This window comes from Tetragenococcus solitarius NBRC 100494, from assembly GCF_001544195.1.
GTDB classification, from domain to species: Bacteria; Bacillota; Bacilli; order Lactobacillales; family Enterococcaceae; genus Tetragenococcus; species Tetragenococcus solitarius.
The window spans coordinates 15,356-34,256 of the sequence record NZ_BCPY01000028.1 but is presented as its reverse complement, the minus strand read 5'-3'; the positions used below and the strand labels follow the sequence as shown (position 1 = coordinate 34,256).

Annotated in this window: 16 protein-coding genes; 12 read left to right on the top strand and 4 right to left on the bottom strand. The window is 37.0% G+C overall.

The window, feature by feature from the left end; all coding sequences use genetic code 11:
• Positions 1-55: 55 nt before the first annotated feature.
• Positions 56-244: a 50S ribosomal protein L28 gene (gene rpmB, locus TS1_RS08620; RefSeq protein ID WP_068709816.1), complete on the bottom strand. Its 189-nt coding sequence runs from the start codon at positions 242-244 to the stop codon at positions 56-58.
• Between the two features lie 347 nt (positions 245-591).
• Here rpmB and TS1_RS08615 point away from each other — a divergent pair, with 347 nt between their 5' ends.
• The 10 genes from TS1_RS08615 (at position 592) to gshAB (ending at position 15,441) form a co-directional block, all read left to right on the top strand.
• Complete coding sequence (locus tag TS1_RS08615) at positions 592-954, top strand: Asp23/Gls24 family envelope stress response protein (protein ID WP_014125594.1); 363 nt, start codon at positions 592-594, stop codon at positions 952-954.
• A gap of 52 nt (positions 955-1,006) precedes the next feature.
• Positions 1,007-2,686 (top strand): DAK2 domain-containing protein, encoded by a 1,680-nt coding sequence (locus tag TS1_RS08610; protein ID WP_068709814.1) that lies wholly within the window; start codon positions 1,007-1,009, stop codon positions 2,684-2,686.
• Between the two features lie 90 nt (positions 2,687-2,776).
• The gene (gene recG / locus TS1_RS08605; RefSeq protein ID WP_068709813.1) at positions 2,777-4,807 is read left to right on the top strand and encodes an ATP-dependent DNA helicase RecG; all 2,031 of its coding nucleotides are present in this window, start codon (positions 2,777-2,779) and stop codon (positions 4,805-4,807) included.
• 52 nt (positions 4,808-4,859) lie between these two features.
• Complete coding sequence (gene plsX / locus TS1_RS08600) at positions 4,860-5,864, top strand: phosphate acyltransferase PlsX (RefSeq protein WP_068709810.1); 1,005 nt, start codon at positions 4,860-4,862, stop codon at positions 5,862-5,864.
• 119 nt (positions 5,865-5,983) lie between these two features.
• The gene (gene acpP / locus TS1_RS08595; RefSeq protein WP_068709818.1) at positions 5,984-6,226 is read left to right on the top strand and encodes an acyl carrier protein; all 243 of its coding nucleotides are present in this window, start codon (positions 5,984-5,986) and stop codon (positions 6,224-6,226) included.
• A 231-nt stretch (positions 6,227-6,457) separates the two neighbouring features.
• Positions 6,458-7,153 (top strand): ribonuclease III, encoded by a 696-nt coding sequence (gene rnc, locus TS1_RS08590; RefSeq protein WP_068709808.1) that lies wholly within the window; start codon positions 6,458-6,460, stop codon positions 7,151-7,153.
• Between the two features lie 9 nt (positions 7,154-7,162).
• The gene (gene smc / locus TS1_RS08585) at positions 7,163-10,753 is read left to right on the top strand and encodes a chromosome segregation protein SMC (RefSeq protein WP_068709806.1); all 3,591 of its coding nucleotides are present in this window, start codon (positions 7,163-7,165) and stop codon (positions 10,751-10,753) included.
• Positions 10,750-11,559: a Cof-type HAD-IIB family hydrolase gene (locus TS1_RS08580; RefSeq protein WP_068709804.1), complete on the top strand. Its 810-nt coding sequence runs from the start codon at positions 10,750-10,752 to the stop codon at positions 11,557-11,559. The genes smc and TS1_RS08580 overlap by 4 nt, the downstream gene beginning before the upstream one ends.
• Before the next feature lie 38 nt (positions 11,560-11,597).
• Positions 11,598-12,773 carry a signal recognition particle-docking protein FtsY gene (gene ftsY / locus TS1_RS08575; RefSeq protein WP_068709802.1) on the top strand — a complete coding sequence of 392 codons (1,176 nt, stop codon included), beginning with the start codon at positions 11,598-11,600 and terminating at the stop codon, positions 12,771-12,773.
• A 403-nt stretch (positions 12,774-13,176) separates the two neighbouring features.
• The gene (gene gshAB, locus TS1_RS08570; RefSeq protein WP_068709800.1) at positions 13,177-15,441 is read left to right on the top strand and encodes a bifunctional glutamate--cysteine ligase GshA/glutathione synthetase GshB; all 2,265 of its coding nucleotides are present in this window, start codon (positions 13,177-13,179) and stop codon (positions 15,439-15,441) included.
• Between the two features lie 147 nt (positions 15,442-15,588).
• Here the strand turns inward: gshAB and TS1_RS08565 are convergent, their stop codons facing one another.
• Both TS1_RS08565 and TS1_RS08560 read right to left on the bottom strand, forming a co-directional pair.
• On the bottom strand, positions 15,589-16,002 hold the full coding sequence (locus tag TS1_RS08565; RefSeq protein ID WP_068709799.1) for a hypothetical protein: 414 nt from the start codon (positions 16,000-16,002) through the stop codon (positions 15,589-15,591).
• Positions 16,003-16,016: 14 nt separating this feature from the next.
• The gene (locus tag TS1_RS08560) at positions 16,017-16,463 is read right to left on the bottom strand and encodes a YueI family protein (RefSeq protein ID WP_068709798.1); all 447 of its coding nucleotides are present in this window, start codon (positions 16,461-16,463) and stop codon (positions 16,017-16,019) included.
• Positions 16,464-16,762: 299 nt separating this feature from the next.
• Here TS1_RS08560 and TS1_RS08555 point away from each other — a divergent pair, with 299 nt between their 5' ends.
• Both TS1_RS08555 and TS1_RS08550 read left to right on the top strand, forming a co-directional pair.
• The gene (locus TS1_RS08555; protein WP_068709797.1) at positions 16,763-17,653 is read left to right on the top strand and encodes a metallophosphoesterase; all 891 of its coding nucleotides are present in this window, start codon (positions 16,763-16,765) and stop codon (positions 17,651-17,653) included.
• A 20-nt stretch (positions 17,654-17,673) separates the two neighbouring features.
• Positions 17,674-18,276, top strand: a complete 603-nt coding sequence (locus TS1_RS08550; protein WP_068709796.1) for a DUF1054 domain-containing protein — start codon at positions 17,674-17,676, stop codon at positions 18,274-18,276.
• A 36-nt stretch (positions 18,277-18,312) separates the two neighbouring features.
• On the opposite strand, the gene TS1_RS08545 is transcribed toward TS1_RS08550, so the two are convergent.
• A complete protein-coding gene (locus TS1_RS08545; protein ID WP_068709795.1) occupies positions 18,313-18,852 on the bottom strand; it encodes a biotin transporter BioY in 540 nt (179 codons plus the stop codon).
• Positions 18,853-18,901 lie beyond the last annotated feature (49 nt).

Here is an 18,901-nt window from a genome sequence, read left to right as displayed (position 1 = left end):
CATTAAAGAAGGGATGGATGCTATAGCATCCATCCCTTCGATTGCTTTTAAATATTTATACTCGCTCCACTTTTCCTGACTTCAAAGCACGAGCTGATACCCAAACTTTTTTTTGTTTGCCGTTTTCTAAAATGCGAACCTTTTGCAAGTTAGGTTTCACACTACGCTTCGTAGCGTTCAGCGCATGGGAACGGTTATTGCCACTTCTTGTTTTGCGACCTGTATAATAACATACTTTTGACATGTGTAGTTTCCTCCTTTGCCTTGAACTAGGAGCGCTTGTTTTTCGCTCATACTAGATGAATTTAGCATAAATTTCAGTGATTTGCAAGCAATTTTTTCTTCTTACATTGACTTTTTTGCTATAACATTGTAAATTAGACAAGGTTATAAAAGTTTTTATGAAAACAGAGAATTAACACTCGACGGTAAGCTGTTTTGCCGAAAATTTTATTTGGAAATGTTACACCGCCTTACTACATTACCTCAACGCCCAGACTAGGGGGAGGACCCTCTTCTTTTATTTAAAGAAGAGCTATGTTAAAATACTATAGTAGAAAATGGACGATTTGTCGGCTAAGGAGGCTTATCATGGCTGTAAAAATAAATACATCGATTGGAACAATTGAAATAACAAATGAAGTCATTGCAACAGTTGTCGGTGGTGCGGCAACTGATGTTTTTGGCATTGTTGGAATGGCTAGTAAAAACCAGTTAAAAGATAATATTAATGAAATCTTACGGAAAGAAAACTACGCGCGTGGTGTTGTAGTACGGCAAGAAGAAAACGGGATTGCCGTTGATGTTTATACCATTGTTAGTTATGGCACCAAGATTTCAGAAGTTTCACGTAATGTGCAAGAAAAAGTAAAATATAACCTTGAAACAATGCTTGGCGTTGTTGCTAATTCAGTGAATGTGTTTGTTCAGGGTGTTCGAGTGTTGCCTGATTAATGGCAGACGACTAGCTGAATATTCAGCGATTGTAACTTAAGGAGGATTATCAGTGAAAGTAACGGATATTAGCGCAAGCCAATTTCAAGAAATGGTCCAAGCAGGCGCGAATCGTCTTCAATCAAATGCAGAATTTGTGAATTCATTAAACGTATTTCCCGTACCAGATGGCGATACCGGTACGAATATGAATCTATCAATGGCAAGTGGCGCTAAAGAAGTGTCTGACTCAACTTCAGAAAAAATAGGAGAATTAGCTGACTGTCTTTCAAAAGGGCTATTAATGGGCGCTCGAGGGAATTCAGGTGTGATTTTGTCTCAGCTTTTTCGCGGTTTTAGTAAGCAGATTGCAGAGCTTGATGCTTTATCGGCCAATGATTTAGCACAAGCTTTTAAACATGGGGTTGAAACAGCTTATAAAGCGGTAATGAAGCCAGTGGAAGGAACAATTTTAACAGTAGCCCGTGTAGCCGCGGATTACGGCGAAAAAAAAGCAGCAACTTCTGATGACTGTGTAGAAGTAATGTCGGCTATTGTCAAAGGCGGGAAAAGAGCATTAGATAAAACGCCGGACTTATTACCTGTTTTAAAAGAAGTAGGGGTAGTCGATAGCGGTGGACAAGGTTTGTTATTTATTTATGAAGGGTTTTTGAACGCTTTAAACGGAGAATATGAAGGGGAAGAACCTTTTGTTTCACCAGCGGCAATGGACGAACTGGTCAATGCTGAACATCATCGCAGCGTACAAGGACAATTGTCCACAGATGATATTAAATATGGGTACTGCACGGAAATTATGGTAAAAATCGGTGAAGGCCCTACAGTAGAAAGCAAATTTGATTATGATACCTTCCGAAATTATTTAAATGAATTAGGAGATTCCTTACTGGTTGTCAATGATGATGAAATTATTAAAGTCCATGTACATACGGAATATCCAGGCGAAGTGATGAACTATGGCCAAAAATTCGGGTCATTAGTCAAAGTTAAAGTTGATAACATGCGCTTGCAGCATGAAACAATTTTAAATAATGATGAAGATGAAAATAAAGAAAAAGCACAAAAACAAGCTCGTTGCGCTTATGCGATCATCACAGTGGCAGCTGGCAGCGGCGTTAAACAGCTTTTTGAAAGCTTAGGCGCAAAATATGTCATTTCTGGTGGGCAGACAATGAATCCTAGTACCGAAGATATTATAAAAGCAATCGAAGAAGTGAACGCTGATCAGGTCATTGTTTTGCCGAATAATAAAAATATTTTTATGGCTGCTAATCAAGCAGCGAAAGTAGCTGAAGTGCCTGTTGAAGTAGTGCCTTCTAAAACAATATCTCAAGGTATGTCAGCTATGTTAGGGTTTAATGAACGCCAAACCTTAAATGAAAATAAAGAAGCCATGGAACAAATGCTTGATACGGTTGTTTCCGGTTCAATTACTCATGCAATCCGTGATTCTAGCATTGAAGGAATAAATATTAAAAAGAATGATTTTTTGGGTATGGTTGATGGAAAAATTGTTGTTTCTAACGCAGATATCTTAACTTCTGCTAAAGAGACACTAAAACAAATGATCACCGAAGATACCGAAATCATCACAATAATCATTGGAGAAGACGGTTCGCAAAAAGATGCAAAACAACTGGAAGAAATTGTTTTGGCTATTGACAGTGAAGTTGAAGTTGAAATCCATCAAGGAGATCAACCTGTTTATCCATACCTATTTTCAGCTGAATAGCAAAATTCCTTTTTACAAAAACGTTGAAAAATTAGTGAGCTTGGTCAAACTGTGGTTTGTACCAAGCTTTTTTTGAAAGTTGGTGAAAAAATGTTGCAAGAACCAGTGACAAACATCGCCGGAGTGGGAGAAAAACGAGCCCAAGCATTATCTGATTTGGGGATTGAAACGATTGAAGATCTGTTGAGTTATTATCCATTTCGTTATGATGATATCAAAGAAAGAGATTTAGCAGAAATCAATGACCAAGAAAAAGTCACCATTAAAGCAACAGTGGTTTCTCCTCCAGTGATTAATCGCTTTGGTTATAAAAAATCTCGTTTGCAATTTCGCATGATGCAAGGTCACGATGTTTTTAGTGTATCTTTTTTTAATCAGCCCTACTTAAAAGATAAAGTTGAACTTTCTGAAGATATTGCTGTTTATGGCAAATGGGATGCCAAGCGCAATTCCTTAACCGGAATGAAAATACTTGCGGCTAATCAAGAAGGCGACTTTGCACCCATTTATCATGTCAGTAAAGCAATACGCCAGCAAACTTTAGTTGATTTGATAAAAAAAGCATTTGCCCGCTTTAAAGATCAAATTGAAGAAAACCTGCCATTATCTTTAATTGAAAAGTATCGTTTGATGGGAAGAAAAGAGGCCATGTATGCGATGCATTTTCCAAATGACCCTAAGGAACACCATCAAGCAAAACGTCGCGTGGTTTTTGAAGAGTTTTTCTTATTCCAAATGAAAATTCAAGGATTAAAAAAAGAAGAAAAATCAGAAAAACACGGGATTGTCATTGCTTATGATGTAGAGCGCCTTAAAGCTTTTACCCAAAAACTTCCTTTTCAACTGACAAACGCGCAAAAGCGTGTGACCAATGAAATTTGTCGCGACTTTTTGCTCCCTAAACACATGCAACGCTTGCTACAAGGCGATGTAGGTAGTGGAAAAACGGTAGTGGCGGCGATTGCTTTATATGCCGCAGTCACGGCTGGGTTTCAAGGGGCTTTGATGGTACCCACTGAAATTTTAGCGCAGCAGCATTTAGCAAGTTTGAATCAATTGTTTGATCCCTTAGAAGTACATACGGCTCTCTTAACAAGTTCCACCAAACCTAAAGAGCGCCAACAAATCATTGAACAATTACAACAAGGCGAAATCGATGTCGTTGTCGGCACGCATTCCTTAATCCAAGAAGGGGTCGATTTTTCTAACTTAGGTTTAGTGATTACCGATGAACAACATCGTTTTGGGGTTAATCAACGAAAAGGATTGCGTGAAAAAGGATTTCAGCCAGATGTGTTGTTTATGACAGCGACTCCTATCCCGCGCACTTTAGCCATCACGGCTTATGGGGAGATGGATGTTTCAGTTATTGATGAAATGCCAGCTGGTAGACTTCCAGTTGAAACGCGTTGGATCAAACGCGGACAACTTAATGATGCCTTAAAAAATGCACAATTGGAATTAAAAAAAGGCCGACAAATGTATGTTATTTGTCCGCTGATTGAAGAATCCGAGTCACTAGATGTACAAAATGCTGTAGAATTATATGAAGATTTAAAAGAGTTCTTTGCTCCTGAATTTGCTACAGGCTTACTTCATGGTAAAATGAAAAATGAAGAAAAAGAAGCCATTATGACAGCTTTTAAAGAAAATGAGATTCAAGTACTCATTTCGACCACTGTTATTGAGGTGGGCGTAGATGTCCCTAATGCAACAATGATGCTGATTATAGATGCAGATCGTTTTGGCCTGGCACAATTACACCAATTACGAGGACGAGTAGGCCGAGGGAAAGAAGCTTCTTACTGTATTTTAGTTGCCAACCCTAAAAATGAATTAGGCAAAGAACGAATGAAGATTATGACAGAAACCAATAACGGTTTTATTGTCAGCCAAAAGGACTTGGAACTGCGAGGACCAGGAGAAGTATTTGGTTTTAAACAATCTGGGTTACCAGAGTTCGTAGCTGCTGATATTGTAGCGGATGCGAACGTTTTAGAAGTAGCAAAAGAGGAAGCGCAAAAATTATGGCATAAAAAAAATTGGCAATTGTTGCCTGAATATGCGGGTTTGCTGTCTTATCTAAAAGGAAAAGACCCGGAAAATTCGTTCTTCGATTGATGATTTGTGCTATACTAAAAAGATGAGAGCTTAAGAAAGGTGTGTAAGCAAAGTGAAGATTGCAGTAGATGCTATGGGCGGCGACAATGCACCAGAAGCGATTGTTTCAGGGGTAATGTTAGCTAAAAAAGATTTTCCGGAAATTGAATTTCAACTATATGGAAAAGAAGAAGAAATAAAAAAATATGTGACCGATGAAAAAAACATTACAATTATTCATACAGATGAGAAAGTAACCAGTGAAGACGAACCAGTCCGTGCTATTCGTCGTAAAAAACAAGCATCAATGGTATTAGCGGCACAAGCAGTAAAAAAAGGGGAAGCCGACGCTTGTTTTTCTGCAGGAAATACTGGAGCACTTCTAGCTGCAGGCTTGTTTATTGTAGGGCGTATCAAGGGCATTGAACGTCCAGGCTTAATGTCAACTTTACCTATTATTGGCGAAAATAGCGGGTTTGATATGCTTGATTTGGGTGCTAACGCTGAAAATAAAGCAGAACATTTACTAAAATATGGGATTTTAGGTTCTTTTTACGCAGCAAATGTTCGTAAAGTAGAAAACCCCCGAGTAGGACTTCTTAACAATGGGACAGAAGAATCAAAAGGAAGCGAAGTGACAAAAAAAGCCTTCGAACTTCTATCGGATGAAGTAAGTATTAACTTTGTGGGTAATGTTGAAGCTCGCGATATTTTAAATGGTGTAGCTGATGTCGTTGTGACAGATGGATTTACAGGAAATGCTGTTTTAAAATCCATTGAAGGCACTGCGCTAAATATCACAAAATTACTAAAAAAATCTATCCTTGATGAGGGTGTAAAAGGAAAACTAGGCGCATTATTGTTAAAAAATGCTTTAGGCAATTTAAAAAATGAAATGGATTATTCTGCTTATGGCGGGGCAGTTTTATTTGGTTTAAAATCTCCTGTGGTTAAGACACATGGAGCGACAGATTCAGAAGCGGTAGCAGCTACAATCAAGCAAATTCATACAATGCTTGAAACAGACGTTGTAGGAAAATTGACGAGACAATTTGAAGCTGACAAAGCAAAAGAATAGTGTAATGGAATTGCAATTTTTGTTACAAAAATGAAAAAAACCTAGACAAAATAAATAAAAAAAAGTAAAATGTTTGTTAGCTATTGCTCGCTATGATAATGGCATGGAGGTGAATGCAATTGACGCGTGAGGAAATATTTAATAAAGTAGCTGAAGTGATCGCTAACCACTTTGAAGTGGCAGCTGACCAAGTCAATGAATCAATGAGTATCAAAGACGATTTGAATGCTGATTCGATTAGCGTGATGGAATTTGTATTAGAATTAGAAGAAGCTTTTGGCACAGAGATTTCTGATGAAGATGCTGAAAAAATTCAAACCGTCGGAGCAGCTGTTGATTACATTAATTCAAACTTAAACTAAATGAATACAAAAGCCGACCTTTTTGGGTCGGTTTTTTTTACAAAAGATTATTCTATTTTAAAAAACAAAATGTTTAGTTCAATAGGCTCTATAGTTTCTATGAAATTTAATTTAAAATGAAACCCATAAAATTCCCCAAAGTTTTTTGCTTTCTTATCGCACAATCATTTCATTATTTAATAAAAATCAGTATAATGTAAGAAGGTCAAAAAAAGAAAAGGAATGGAATCAATGGACAGTCAGTTTTTAGAAGAATTAAAAGAGAACTTTAATATCGTCTTCCATGATGTCAGCTTGTTAGATCAGGCATTTACCCATTCATCTTATGTGAATGAGCACCGTCAATTACAATTATCGGATAACGAGCGACTAGAGTTTTTAGGGGACGCTGTTTTAGAATTATTGGTATCTAGATTTTTGTATTGCCAATATCCAGAAGTCCCAGAAGGAACTTTAACGAAATTAAGAGCAGCGATTGTAAGAGAAGATAGTTTAGCGTCATTTGCAAAAGCGTGTCACTTTGATCGTTATATTGCTCTTGGTAAAGGAGAAGAACACTCTGGCGGTCGCAAGCGTGTGGCTTTATTATGTGACTTATTTGAAGCTTTTTTAGGTGCCTTATATATGGATCAAGATTTGAAAAAAGCCGAAAAATTCTTAGAACAAGTAATTTATCCTAAAGTCTTAGCGGGTGCTTTTTCACATGAGATGGATTATAAAACGCGATTACAAGAATTTTTGCAACGTTCGGGTGATCGTATCATTGATTATCGATTAGTTAAAGAAGAAGGTCCTGCACATGAACGCCTCTTTTGGATCGAAGTTTATTGTGACAATGAGTTAGTCGGTAAGGGACATGGAAAATCGAAAAAAATAGCAGAACAAGATGCAGCAGCTAATGCATTAGCTGATCTTGAGAGTAAGTGAGGAACCTAGGTGTACTTAAAAAAAATCGAACTAGCCGGTTTTAAATCATTTGCTGACCGTACGGTGATCGACTTTGAAAATAAGGTAACCGGCGTTGTTGGTCCAAACGGCAGCGGAAAAAGCAATATAACAGAAGCTGTACGTTGGGTATTAGGCGAACAATCTGCTCGTAATCTACGAGGGGGGAAGATGCCTGACGTTATTTTTGCTGGCTCAGACTCTCGTAAACCGTTGAATATTAGTGAAGTGACTGTAATATTAGATAATACAGATCATTATTTGCCTGTAGATTATAGCGAGGTAAGTGTTACTCGTCGCTTGCATCGAACGGGTGAAAGTGAATTCTTTTTGAATAAACAAGCGTGTCGTCTCAAAGATGTGCAGGAGTTGTTTATGGATACTGGTCTTGGAAAAGAGTCTTTTTCCATTATTTCTCAAGGGAAAGTAGAGGCGATTTTTGCCAGTAAGCCACAAGATCGACGAGGAATTTTTGAAGAAGCGGCCGGTGTTTTGAAATACAAACAGCGGAAAAAGCAAGCAGAACAAAAACTTTTTGAAACAGAAGATAACCTCAGTCGGGTTCAAGATATTGTCTATGAATTAGAAGATCAAATGGCACCACTAAAAGAACAAAGTGAAGTTGCCAAGCAGTATTTAGCGTTAAAAGAAGAGTTTACGAAAATAGATGTAGCTTATACAGTTGCTGAGATGAAAGAGGCTAAAACCGCTTTCGAACAAGCTGCTCAGCAATTAGAAAACTTAAATGAACAACTAGATTCAATTTCACAACAAATCCAGCAAAAAGAAAGCAAACTGCAAGAACAACGCTTAAGTCGCAGTCATCTTGATCAATGGTTAGAAAAAAATAACCAGGCACAAGTTTCTTTAGTTGAAGCATTAAAAAATGCTGAAGGACAACAAGAAGTATTACAAGAACGTTCGAAGCATACACAAAAAAGTGCTCAAGAATACCAAGAAAACTTAACTGCGGTAAAAGAGAAATTAGGCTCATTAGAAGCGGAAAAAGCAGATTTGATTGATAAACTTTCACAAAAAAATGGACTAGTTCAATCGATTGAAAAAGAAATAGAACAAGCAAAAGCCCAGCTGCAAAAGTACCAAAAATCGACCAAAGAACTGGTTGAAGAATTGCGCGCAAAATACGTCGACCAGATGCAAGAGCAAGCGAATATTGGCAATGACTTAAAGTATCTTGAACGACAATATGAACAAGAAATGGCTAAAAACCAATCGTCTTTAGAAAAACAAGAAAATGTAAATAAAGATTATCGTCAAAAACAACAAGCTGTGACACAAGCATCAGCCCAACTTGAACAATTGCAAGCGACATTAACTGAACAACAAAAACAATTTGTTCAGTTACAAGAAAAACAAAAAGCTTACCAAAAACAATATGAAGATGCACAAAAGAAAATGTATCAATTGATGGATGAGACGCGTCAAATTAAGGCGAGGATAAAAAGTTTGCAAGACATTCAAGAAAATCACTCTGGTTTTTATCAAGGAGTACGGGTGATTTTGCAACAGCAAAATGAACTTTCTGGAATCGCAGGAGCGGTGGCCGAGCTCATTGAGGTGCCTGAAGATTATACTATAGCGATTGAAACAGCTTTAGGTGCGCAAGCGCAACATATTGTGGTAGAAAATGAAGCAGCTGCAAGAGCCGGGATTACTTTTTTGAAACAGCGTCGTGCTGGACGAGCGACTTTTTTACCGATGACAACGATTAAACCACGGCAATTGCCTGCTACGGTATTTAACCAAGCCCAAAATGTTTCTGGTTTTATCGGTGTTGCCAGTCAATTGGTTCATTTTTCAGTGGAATACTCTGCTATTATTCAAAACCTACTGGGAACTACATTAATCGCTCAAGATTTAACTAGTGCAAATGAGCTTGCTCGAGCGGTGCATTTTCGTTACCGGGTGGTTTCCTTGAGCGGAGATGTAATGAATGCAGGGGGCTCAATGACTGGCGGTGCAACTAAGCATGGAAACAAAGGAAATCTATTTAGTCAAGCCAACGAACTGCAAACCTTAAAAGAACAAGCGAAACGTAGTGATCAACGTCTACAAACGATTGAAAAACAAGTGGCTCAATTCCAACAACAAGCGGCAGATTGTCAACAACAAATGGAAAAATTACGTACAAAAGGTGAAACTTCTCGGCTAGAAGAACAGGAGTTGCAAAGCCGTAAAAATCATTTGTTACAAGAAATCGAGCGTTTAGGTAAGGAACAAAAAATCTACGAATTTGAAAATCGTGAAGTACAAGATTTTGTTTCAGATTATGAAGAACAAAAAGAAAATTTAATTCAACGGCAAAAAGACGTAGAAAAGCAATTACACAAATTACAAACTGAAATGCAAGAATTAAACGAGCAAGATGACTTGATAGAACAAAGACGAGCAAGCCTTAGCCAAGAAGTGGCTGAAAAGCAAGCATCTCTTGCTGTAAATAAAGAACAAATAAGTACGTTAAGGCAACAAATTCAAACAAACGAAAAAGCGAGTTTAGAACAAACACAGCGTAAAGAATCATTAGAAAATCAACTAGCGGCATTAACAACCGATGTTTCAGATCATGAGGTAACGGAAGAGTCCTTACAAAAGCAAATTGCTTCCTTAACTGAAAAAAAAGAAGAGCTGCAAAAGCAGTTGCGTGATAAACGGCAACAACGGGACCGCTTGTATCAAGAAATTAACGAACAAGAGGAAAGTTTAAGTCAGTTAAATCAGCAACATAAAGAAAAATTAGCTGAGAAGACATCAGTGGAAGTAGAAAAAAATCGGGAAGAAACGTTGCTTGATCATCGTTTGAACTATTTGCAAGAGGAATATCATATCACTTTTGAAAAGGCCGAAATGGATTATGAGCCAGTGGAAAAAAATGAAGAAACAAAAGCACAAATTCAACGCTTGCGTCATAAGATTGAACAATTAGGGCCCGTGAACTTAAATGCCATTGAACAATATGAAGAAGTTGCTAAACGTTATGACTTTTTGCATAAACAAAGAGAGGATTTGCTGGCAGCTAAGAATCAATTGTTCACCACGATGGATGAAATGGATGAAGAAGTAAAATCACGTTTTAAAGAGATATTTGAAAAAATACGGGAACAATTTAAACTTGTTTTTCCCAATATGTTTGGTGGTGGACGTGCTGAACTATTTTTAACGGATCCTAACGATTTGTTAAATACGGGAGTTGAAATTGAAGCTCAACCGCCGGGCAAAAAATTGCAAAATTTAAGTTTACTTTCAGGTGGAGAACGAGCATTAACTGCGATTGCCTTGCTTTTTTCCATTATTCAAGTACGTCCTGTGCCTTTTTGCATATTGGATGAAGTTGAAGCAGCACTTGATGAAGCGAATATTTTACGCTTTGCCAATTATCTACAAACGTTCAATAATGATACGCAATTTATTGTTGTCACTCATCGTAAAGGGACAATGGAAGCTTGTAATGTTTTATATGGAGTTACTATGGAAGAATCTGGCGTGTCTAAAATTGTCTCTGTGCGCCTAAAAGATGTCGGAGAAAACGGACAAATTGCAGTTGAAGGGAAAGGTAGTATATGATTAAATTAGTTGCCATTGATTTGGATGGTACGTTGTTAGATGGACAAAAAAAGATTTCTTTGAGAAATAAAAAAGCGTTGCAAAAAGCTAGAGAACAAGGGACGAAGGTGGTTATCTGCACGGGTCGTCCTTTGGCTGGAATTAGACCTTATCTAGAAGAGCTAGATATGCAAGGTACTGGCGATTATAGTATTACTTTTAATGGCGGTTTAGTTCAAAAAAACGCCACCGGAGAAATCGTCGAAAAAGCAGCGATGAAACAAGAAGAGATTTTGGACTTAGTAGATTTGGCTAAAAAATTAAACTTACCTTTAGATGTGTTATCAGATGATGTTGTGTTGTCATTACCTACTTCAGCGCAACATCTGTCTATTTATCCACAATTAAACCCTCTTTTAACTTTTCAAGCAGCTGCGGTTGAAGAATTAACGTCTGAGCGCTTGTACAATAAAGCTGTTGTAGGGTATCACCAGGAATATTTAGATGAACAAATTGCTCAAATCCCTGCAATTTATAAAGATCGCTATGAAGTCATTAAATCTCGCGGAAATTTACTAGAATTTATGCCAAAAGGGATTACCAAAGCCTATGGCATTGCTTCTTTAGCCAAAGACTTAAACTTTTCTCCAGCAGAAGTAATGGGGATTGGGGATGAAGAAAATGACTTGCCGATGATTGAATATGCTGGTTTTGGTGTAGCTATGGAAAATGCAGTCGAACAGGTTAAGCAAAAAGCAAATATTATTACAGCTTCTAATGAAGAAGATGGCGTTGCTCAAGTTGTTGAAAAGTATGTACTTAGCTAAGAAACATTTTGCATTTACACAAAGGAGCTGACATAAAAATGGGACTTTTTGATAAAATTAAACATGCCTTTGTAAAAGATAAAGAAGAAGAAAAACAGACAGAAGAAACAAATCAAGAATCTGTAGAAGAAAAGATCAGTGAACCAGCGGAAAATCCAAGCGAAGAAACGACTGAACAAGATAGGAAAGTTGAAGAGCATGTTACAGAAGACCTTCCAGTTGATGAATCCGATGAACGTATAGAAGAAACCGAAGAAATTGAAGAAGAGACAGCTGAAACTCAGAAAAAATACGAAAAAGGGCTAGAAAAAACGCGGAAAACCTTTAAAGATCGTATGAATGAGTTATTTGCTAACTTTCGTACAGTGGATGAAGACTTTTTTGAAGAAGTCGAAGATACTTTAATTGGCGCAGACGTTGGATTTGATACTTCAATGCGGATTGCTGATGAGCTAAGACAAGAAGTTAAAATCAAAAACGCGAAAAAACCTGCGGCTGTACAAAATACGATTATTGAAAAATTGGTTGACCTTTATGAAGAAGAGGGAGAACAAGAAGTCAATGATCTTAATGAACAACCCAATGGATTATCGGTCTTTTTATTTGTAGGTGTAAACGGAACGGGAAAAACTACAAGTATCGGGAAACTTGCGCATCAATACAAACAAGAAGGTAAGAAAGTATTATTAGCTGCTGCAGATACATTTCGGGCTGGAGCCATCGATCAATTAGTTCAGTGGGGAGAGCGTGCTGATGTTGAGGTAGTGCGCGGCAACACAGGAAGTGATCCGGCTTCTGTTGTTTTTGATGCGATGACTAAAGCCAGAGAAGAACAAGCCGATGTTTTATTAATCGATACAGCGGGACGATTGCAAAACAAAGTGAACTTGATGAATGAATTAGATAAAATCAAGCGCGTTATCAAACGTGAAGACCCTACTGCTCCGCATGAAGTTTTATTGGTGGTAGATGCTACAACCGGTCAAAATGCGATGAACCAAGCGAAACAATTTAAAGAAACCACAGATGTTACAGGTCTAGTATTGACAAAATTAGATGGGACTGCCAAAGGTGGTATTGTGTTAGCCATTCGTAATGAATTGCATCTGCCAGTCAAACTAGTTGGTTTAGGTGAAGGAATTGACGATTTAGAAGTCTTTGATCCGAATGACTTTGTAGTAGGCTTGTTTAAGGGACTTTTACAAGAAGAATAAAAAGCAAAAACCAAGTGATCGATTTTTGGTCATTTGGTTTTTTTGTCTTTTAAAGGCATCTATTATTGGATTATTTTATTCATTGATCTCGTTTTGTTAATTCGGCAAGCAATTATCATAGTAGACAGCTTGTAAATTTTTCATTTAATAGGAGTTTTCTTGTTTTCTGTAGGTCTTATGTTTTTATTGGGATGTCTTTTTTATATTAGTTTAAGCGGAGAAAATTTGAATTAAGAAATTTGTTGTTATTTAAAGCATGTAAAAAATTTACTAATTGCTTGTTATCTTCTGAATGGACGTTTTTTTAGGCTTGAAGTGGGAAATTTAAGGACAAAATCAAAGCTTACTTTATTATTGTTTGCTATAATGGCTGTAGAATTTTTTAAAGAGAAAGGATTATCTTATGAATATCCAACCCATTTTAACCAATAAACAATTATATCCTTATTTGTTGAAAGCTCGCTACGGAATCGAAAAAGAAAGCCAGCGAGTGACCAAAGAAGGGGAGTTGGTAACAACAGAGTATCCTAAAAAATTAGGAAATCGGAGCTTTCACCCTTATATTCAGACGGACTTTGCCGAAACTCAGATGGAAATAGTGACGCCAATCACAAATAGCGTATCCGAACTTTTCCGCTGGCTAGCGGCGATTCATGATACGGTTTACCGCTCTATGGAAGTACAAGAAATGTTATGGCCATTAAGTATGCCACCTGCGTTACCTAAAGCAGAAGAGAATATTATCATTGCTAAGCTGGACAACTTTGAGGATGTATTATATCGTCGTTATCTTGCAAAATCATACGGGCGTCGTAAGCAAATGGTTAGCGGTATCCACTTTAATTTTGAATTTGATGATGAAATGATTCGCAAAATGTTTGAATTGCAAGAGGAATATGTGAATTACTATCAATTTAAAACAGATCTTTACTTAAAAGTGACGCGCAATTATTTACATTATCGTTGGCTAACGACTTATTTTTTTGGTGCTTCTCCGTTAAGCAATCCACGATATTTTGACGGGAACGAATATCCGCAAGAGCCGGTGCGTAGCATCCGTAATAGCAAGTATGGTTACAAAAACCATAAAGATGTAAAAGTTTCCTATTGTTCAGTGGAGCAATATGTCGCTGATATTCATCAAATGGTAGAAGAGGGAAAACTCTCGGAGGAAAAAGAGTTTTATGCTCCTGTTCGTTTAAGAGGCGGTAGTAGCGTGGCTGATTTGGCGAATCAACCTATTCGATACATCGAACTTCGCAATATTGATTTAGATCCTTACCAGCCTTATGGCATCAGCAAAGAGGAAGTAGAGTTTCTCCACATTTTCATGCTCTTTTTGTTATGGACCGATGAAAAAGCAGATCCAGATGAGTGGGTCGCTCAAGGTGATCAGTTGAATGACTTCGTTTCATTGGAAGCACCATTAGCACAGACAGCCTGTTATGATGAAGCTCAAAGATTACTGACTGAAATTAGAGAATTTATTGAACAAACGAAGCTTGCTGTTTCAACTGAAATTTTAGACCATTTAGAAGAGATGTTAGAAGACCCGGCTCAGACATTAGCTGGTAAAATTTATTTGGACAGCCAGAAAAGCTCCCAAAAGGAATTAGCAGTCCAACAAGGTCTTTCTTACTACAAAAAAGCTTGGCAAGCACCTTATCAGTTAGCTGGCTTTACAAATATGGAACTTTCTACACAAATTTTTATGTTTGACGCGATTCAAAAGGGCGTAGAAATTGAAGTTTTAGACGAACATGAACAATTCTTAAAGTTAACTGCGCAAGGACATAATGAGTACGTCAAAAATGGTAATATGACTAGCAAAGATACTTATATCACGCCTTTAATAATGGAAAACAAGACTGTCACTAAAAAACTTTTACAGCGAGCTGGTTTTTGTGTGCCGCAAGGAAAAGAGTTCACAAATAAAAAAGAAGCTTATACAAGTTTTGCAGAATTTCAAAATAAAGGAATCGTTGTAAAGCCTAAGTCTACAAATTATGGTTTAGGGATTACGATTTTTAAAGTTGGTGCGGATGAAAAAGACTATATAAATGCAATAGATAAAGCTTTTAATGAAGATGATTCCATTTTAGTTGAAGACTTTCTAACAGGGACAGAATATCGTTTTTTTGTAATCGGAAATCAAGTGAAAGCTGTTTTATTACGAGTACCAGCAAATATTACAGGAGATGGTAGACATTCCATCAAAGAACTGGTGGCTAAGAAAAATGAGGATCCCTTACGCGGGGAAAACCACCGTACTCCGCTTGAAAGAATTCAACTAGGTTCCAGTGAACAGTTAGTCTTACATGAACAAGGTTATGATTTGGCTTCCATTCCATCTAAGGACGAAACAATCTATCTTCGAGAGAACTCTAACGTGTCTACTGGAGGAGATTCGATTGATATGACAGCTGCTTTTACTGATGATTATAAACAAGTGGCAGTCCAAGCCGCACAAGCTTTGGATGCTACAATTTGCGGAATCGATATGATGATTCCAGATAAAAAACTTCCAGCGAAATCGCCAAATGCCTATGGTATCATCGAGGCGAACTTTAATCCTATGATGCATATGCACTGTTATCCATATAAGGGTAAAGGTGAGCGTGTGACGATGGATATATTAAAACTTTTATATCCAGATTTTATTGAATAGACCTGTTTTCTTTTTTACAAAAAAGCAGGACGAATTTTAAATTAGAAGGAACAAACTTTTATATAAAAGCTTTTTCGAAAACAAACGAACGGACTTGCTGACCCAGTTTTTGCTAGTTGGGCTATCAAGTCCGTTGTTTTCATTGCTCTAATTGGATTTCTGTGTTTCTATTGTTTGTTTGCTATTGCTAGTTACACGCAAGCCTGTCAGATCCTCCCACCATTGTTTCATATCTTTTTCGTAAGTTGTAGGAAAAGTATCGGCAATTTCTAGTAGCGTCCGGTTTTGAATTTTGGCATGAGGATAATTTAAAGCTAAGTTGTGTTTTAATTCACTTAGTAAGCTATAATATTGAAACATCAAAAAATTCATTTCTTCAGAGTCTTCTTCATATAACACCTTTGGCGCACGATCAAGCATAAAACCAAAACTACGCATCATAAACATCACACCATCTAAATGGTTGACATCAATCGTACTCACATCTTTTAAAATATCAATATGAGTATCTAAAGCCAAAGTCATTTCTTTTTTGAGTTGGGTATAGGTAGGCGTGCGCATAAAGATCTCCTCCTTTAATTATGAAAAAGTTTGTTCCAAAAACTTTTTTTCTCAGTGGCCTTTTGGGAAGTTTGTGTTTGGTCGGAAGAAAACTTGTCTTTAATGTCAATAGTATCTTCGTTTACTGCTTGATCAGAAATAACCAGTAAGCCGCTGTCGTCGTCTTCTTTCAAATCTGTATCAACAATGGTAAATTTTAGTTTAGCTTTCATAGCAATTTGTATATAACTACTTTGCAGGGATTCGCTGACATTGCCGTTAATTAATATACTAGCGTCTGGATAATCTGGTAAATGCTTTTCTAAAGTCTTTTTATACTCGGCTTGTTTCATTTGCTGAATAGTCATACGAATGTAAACGCGCTCTCGAAAAGTACCTAAAAATTTTCTTTGTTCATCAGGATTTACAGATGGCGAGCCATACATTCCTTTATCCAAATGTTTTTGCATTTCGTCTGACATACTTATCCTCCTACATCCATCGTTAATTTTATTATAACACAAGCGGTTTCTTTTTTTAAAATACTGCATTCCTGCTTGAAATTACGTATAATAAGGGATAATTTATAATAAATAGCTAGTGTTGAATGAAATTGGATAAAAAACCCAATGAAAGATGTGTGATGGGAGAAGTTGGTCTGACAATTGGCCGCGAAATAACAAAAGCTGTGAGAAATTTAAGGCAATTAAGCGCTAAGACTTATACAAAAAAGTTACACCTACTATTTCAAAAACATAAAGATTAAAAGAAGGGTCCTACTTTGGGAAAATTAGCAGTCATTTCAGATTTGCATTCAGATATTAATCAATTGGATGAAGAACTATATTTAATGCGGGATTATCTGGAAAAATTAAAGGTTACTCATGTACATTTTGCCGGAGATGTGGCAAATAAAGTGGACAAGGTATTAGATATTGTACGCTTTTTTGGACAAAAGATGCCAACGACCTTTCACTGGGGAAACCATGAAATGGCAGATATCAATGTTCAAACGGACTTTGAAGATTTTAAAGATTCCCGTTTTTTAAATTTTAAAACAAGAGAACTGTCAAATTCAACTATTCTTCTGGGAGCAAACGGCTGGTACGATTATAGTTTCGTTCCTAATGCAGATGAAAAAGAGTATCGTCGTAAAAAAAAGGTGTATTGGTATGACCGTTTTATTGACAGAAAAGGAACAGATCCACAAATTACTGAGGCTATTTGTCAACGTTTAAGGGAAACCTTAATAACGATTCCATCTACAAAAAACATTATTTTAAGTACTCATTTTGTGCCAAAAGAAAGCTTTATTATTAAGCATGATAAAAAATACGCGCGTTGGAATCAACTGAATGCTTTTTTAGGGTCCAAAGAATTTGGTGAAGTATTAGATGAATTTTCAAATGTTAAGCAGGTTATTTTTGGTCATACCCATCATCGTTTTTTACAACAAAATTTACAAGGAGCGACATATCATTGCCGGCCATTTGGTTATTATTATGAATGGAGTTTAACGCGTTCTTTTATTTCAGAAAATGGCTTAGCCACAACTTTTAACCCGCTCAAAGCACGTACGTTGATAAAACATCACTCGCATGAATTTAAAGATTATAAAGAACAACACATTATAAAAGAACTGCAAAAAGGCATGGTTTTGCTTGATTATTAGCTAGGATACAGGAGGTATTTATGTTTACACAAGAAAGCTTCAAAGTTTTTGAGATTGCTGGCTTAGAACCACGTTTGCAAGCAATTCGCGAGGAAATCCAACCTATTTTCCAATCAATTGATGAAATAGTAAAAACTGAATTAGAAACAAAGCTGCAAGAACCCTTATTTATTCATATTGCTCAGCATCGTAGACGGACCGTTTATCCACCAGAAAATACTTGGTCAGCAATTAGCAGCAAAAAAAGAGGCTACAAAATGGAGCCTCATTTTCAGTTAGGTATTTGGCCAGATTATGTTTTTATGTACTTATCGATGATTGACCAGCCATCAAAAAAAGAACAAATGGCGCAGTTGCTTTTGCAAAATAACTTGTTGTTGACACAACTACCTAGTGATACGGTTATGAATACTGATCATACCAAGGACCACTATGAATTCATCACTCAAGCAAATGTGAAACAAGCATTGGAGCGCTTAAAGAATGTTAAAAAAGGCGAGTTTCAAATTGGGCGGGTTATTCCAAGAGATAGTCAATTATGGCAAAAACCAGAGCAAGCGCTCGAATATATGCTGTCTACTTATCGTTTTCTTGTTCCGCTTTATCAACTGCTTCAATTTTAATAAGATACCAGCCCACCTTGTTGTGAGCTGGTATTTTTACATACTGAAAAATTTTTGCGGTAGGCGGTGAATGAGTAAGATGCTGAAGCATCCTGCACAAATCGCTTTAACGACTTCTGGAAATAAAAAGCCTAAGAAACCAGTAGTCAAGGCAGCCGGCCAAGTCATATCAGCAGTAAATTTTAACCAGATAGTACCAAAACCAAGCGCGATAAGAAAGCCGATAAGATTAGCGATAATCGCCCAAAAAAAGGTATATTCTGTATATTTCATGATTGTACCGATAATTAACGAGGCAAAGATAAAGCCGATTAAATAGCCGCCGGTAGGACCAAATAAAACAGCAGCGCCACTGGAACCACCAGCAAAAACGGGCAAACCAATCAATCCTAGTAAAAAATAAATTAAGACCGACCATGTGCCGACTTTTCTTCCTAATAAAGTAACCGATAGTCCAACGATAAAAGTTTGCAGACTCCAAGGGACAAGACCGATTGGGATAATAATCTGCGAAAAAATCGCAATAACCCCGGCAAATGTAGCAGCCATTAGCTGTTCATGTAACGTTAGTCTCATTATAGCTCCTTTTATAAACTTGTAATTATATTTTGATTAACATAAGAAA

Excerpts from the sequence above, each read along its gene's own strand:
- rpmB (WP_068709816.1), bottom strand. The coding sequence starts at position 244 with ATGTCAAAAGTATGTTATTATACAGGTCGCAAAACAAGAAGTGGCAAT.
- TS1_RS08615 (WP_014125594.1), top strand. The coding sequence starts at position 592 with ATGGCTGTAAAAATAAATACATCGATTGGAACAATTGAAATAACAAAT.
- recG (WP_068709813.1), top strand. The coding sequence starts at position 2,777 with ATGTTGCAAGAACCAGTGACAAACATCGCCGGAGTGGGAGAAAAACGA.
- rnc (WP_068709808.1), top strand. The coding sequence starts at position 6,458 with ATGGACAGTCAGTTTTTAGAAGAATTAAAAGAGAACTTTAATATCGTC.
- TS1_RS08580 (WP_068709804.1), top strand. The coding sequence starts at position 10,750 with ATGATTAAATTAGTTGCCATTGATTTGGATGGTACGTTGTTAGATGGA.
- ftsY (WP_068709802.1), top strand. The coding sequence starts at position 11,598 with ATGGGACTTTTTGATAAAATTAAACATGCCTTTGTAAAAGATAAAGAA.
- gshAB (WP_068709800.1), top strand. The coding sequence starts at position 13,177 with ATGAATATCCAACCCATTTTAACCAATAAACAATTATATCCTTATTTG.
- TS1_RS08565 (WP_068709799.1), bottom strand. The coding sequence starts at position 16,002 with ATGCGCACGCCTACCTATACCCAACTCAAAAAAGAAATGACTTTGGCT.
- TS1_RS08560 (WP_068709798.1), bottom strand. The coding sequence starts at position 16,463 with ATGTCAGACGAAATGCAAAAACATTTGGATAAAGGAATGTATGGCTCG.
- TS1_RS08550 (WP_068709796.1), top strand. The coding sequence starts at position 17,674 with ATGTTTACACAAGAAAGCTTCAAAGTTTTTGAGATTGCTGGCTTAGAA.
- TS1_RS08545 (WP_068709795.1), bottom strand. The coding sequence starts at position 18,852 with ATGAGACTAACGTTACATGAACAGCTAATGGCTGCTACATTTGCCGGG.